Source organism: Endozoicomonas sp. ONNA2 (genome assembly GCF_024606365.1).
Taxonomy (GTDB): domain Bacteria; phylum Pseudomonadota; class Gammaproteobacteria; order Pseudomonadales; family Endozoicomonadaceae; genus Endozoicomonas.
The window spans coordinates 1-1,605 of the sequence record NZ_JAHHPO010000799.1 but is presented as its reverse complement, the minus strand read 5'-3'; the positions used below and the strand labels follow the sequence as shown (position 1 = coordinate 1,605).

At 47.9% G+C, this 1,605-nt stretch carries 2 protein-coding genes; both read right to left on the bottom strand.

From position 1 onward, the window contains the following. Positions 1-150: 150 nt before the first annotated feature. Entirely contained in the window at positions 151-420 is a 270-nt protein-coding gene (locus KDK14_RS14230; RefSeq protein WP_257265836.1) for an HPr family phosphocarrier protein, read from the bottom strand. Continuing rightward, complete coding sequence (rapZ, locus tag KDK14_RS14225; RefSeq protein WP_257265835.1) at positions 420-1,277, bottom strand: RNase adapter RapZ; 858 nt, start codon at positions 1,275-1,277, stop codon at positions 420-422. The genes KDK14_RS14230 and rapZ overlap by 1 nt, the downstream gene beginning before the upstream one ends. Positions 1,278-1,605: the final 328 nt, after the last annotated feature.

Here is a 1,605-nt window from a genome sequence, read left to right as displayed (position 1 = left end):
TCGCTACGGGGACGCTCAGTCGGGCGCTATTCTCGGACGGCCTCCCAGGGTTTTGCGGGAAATTCCAACGAAGATCCGGTTGTTCAAAATGGCTGCGCAGTTCATATTCAGAAGGTGGAATTGGTACTAAGGCAACTCTCGGGGAGCCGGTTATTCTTCTTCACCAAAGCGGTCATCAATCAATTCGCACAGGGCAAGACAGGCGGCCTCTTCATCATGGCCATCACAATGGAGTTCAAGCTCCGAACCCTGTCCGGCCGCCAGCATCATGACTGCCATGATACTCTTGCCATCGACCTTGCGGCCATTGAACCCGATTTCAATCTCACTGGCAAACGCCGATGATGTGGAAACAAACTTGGATGCTGCCCGGGCATGCAGGCCCAATTTGTTAATGATTGTTTTTCGATAGGTAATCATTATTCGTGAAGCTCTCTGTGTCTGACCTGAACCCGTTCCAGTTTATTGGTGAACAGGGTACCCAGTGTTTTACCAATATAGACTGAGCGGTGCTGCCCTCCAGTGCAGCCAATGGCAATCGTCATATAACTGCGTTGGGCTGACTCAAAGCGTGGTAGCCATTTTTCGATAAAGACACGGATATCATCAATCATTTCGATGACCCGGGGCTGATCCTTCAGGAAGTCGATGACCGGCTGATCCAGGCCTGTGTACGCCCTCAGGGATTCATCCCAGAAAGGGTTGGGCAGGCAGCGGACATCAAAGATAAAGTCAGCGTCGGCAGGAATGCCGTTTTTAAAGCCAAACGATTGAAAAAGTACCGTCATACTACTTTTTTGATCAGCGCAGAACGCCTGCTTGATCATATCCCGCATCTCATGAACGGAGAGTGATGTGGTGTCGATTATCAGGTCAGCCGCGGTCAGCACGGGCATGAGCAGTTTTTTTTCAGAGGCTATGGCTTCGGTGAGTGATGTCTGGTCATCACTTAATGGGTGCTTTCTGCGTGTGGCACTATAACGGCTGACCAGCTTTTCGCTGTCGGTGTCCAGATACAGTACCTGACAATCGATACCCTTATGCCGAAGGGAGTTTAGCAGCTCAGGGAAGTTATCCAAAGTTCCGGGAAGGTTTCTGACATCAATACTGACTGCCATTGTGGGGGGGGTTGAATGATGGCCTTTCAAGGTGTCTGGCAATTGGTTCAGCATGCTGGTCGGAAGATTGTCGACACAATAAAAACCCTCATCCTCAAGGGTGTGCAGAGCTGAACTTTTTCCAGAACCGGATCGCCCACTGATGATGATAAGTTTCATAGCTGTCCTTTAAGCTTTGGCAAGTAGTTAACCTACTAACTAATTGTGCAGACCATTTCTCTTTATGCAGACCATTTTTCTATTAAAGCAACTTTTAATCAATAAGCCCACTGAATAATTGAGCGCAGAATAAAAATAGCGGAATGAAATTATTTGTTTTTTTATGGTTATCAGATGTCTCTAAAGCAATAGCCTCTGAAGCAATAAATAGTTGGCAAATGGAATCATATTTTCTGGCCAAGTGGACAGTTACTATGCAAGGCCCAACGTAGTGAGCATAGCCTTAGCTATGTGACCGGAGTTGCAACGCAGCAGAGTGACTGGCCAC